Annotated in this window: 1 protein-coding gene; it reads left to right on the top strand. The window is 61.1% G+C overall.

Features of this window, described 5'->3' with window-relative positions; all coding sequences use genetic code 11:
* The first annotated feature begins 270 nt into the window (after nucleotides 1-270).
* Nucleotides 271-537: a hypothetical protein gene (locus XH79_RS06815; protein WP_271581151.1), complete on the top strand. Its 267-nt coding sequence runs from the start codon at nucleotides 271-273 to the stop codon at nucleotides 535-537.
* The last annotated feature ends 255 nt before the right edge of the window (nucleotides 538-792 follow it).

Consider the following 792-nt stretch of genomic DNA (forward strand, 5'->3'; position numbering starts at 1 on the left):
CGTGGCTCGTGCTGAAGCGGCTTCACGCGTTCAACTCAACGGCCAGCTCGGCACGAGCATGCACGGGCCTGGCGACAATTCGGTTAAGGCCACACAAGGGCCGCCGACAGGATCACAAGAATGATGCTATTCCCACAAACGTGGCGCGCAGGCATGCAGCGTGTCAGCGCAGCCATTGACGACAATATAGGTGAGCCCGTTGTGGTTATGCCCGTGACTCCGGGGAGGCCTAACTTCCCCGGAGAGCCTCAGCCTGACAGGGCTGTGACGGTGACCGCTGTCTTCATGGCAAAGCCTGAGACTGCGGTGATGGGCGACAACAAGGTGCATGCGCGCGGCCATTCGCTGAGCCCGCTCATAACCACAAGTGTCCCCATCTTCACCTTCGACCACAAGGCGCTGCCGTGGCCGTTGCTGCAAGGCTATCGCATCACGCTCATTCGCACGGGTGAAGCCCTCGAGGTGACAGACATCAAGTCTGACAGCGTTGCGCGTATCGAAGTCAAGGTCGTTCGGCTCGGCAGGGGCGTAGAGTGAGCAGTGTAGTCAAGCTGCAATTCGCGCCTCGCACTGCGGCCGTCGAGCCTTATACTCCCGATGTCCTCGCACACGCGCTCGCGAAGCTGAGGCAATGTGGGGGCGATGCAATCAACGTCCTGCGTCTGACCGATGAGCTGCCCGAAGTCGTGTTGCCGTTCCTTTGCTTGGGCGGCTTCACGTCGGCAGGACATTCCGGCTCGCGCCATTCGGGTCGTGATGAAATGCTGCGGCGAGCCGATGCTTGAGAGGGCG

Origin of the sequence: Bradyrhizobium sp. CCBAU 45389 (assembly GCF_028128625.1) — a bacterium.
Taxonomy (GTDB): domain Bacteria; phylum Pseudomonadota; class Alphaproteobacteria; order Rhizobiales; family Xanthobacteraceae; genus Bradyrhizobium; species Bradyrhizobium liaoningense_B.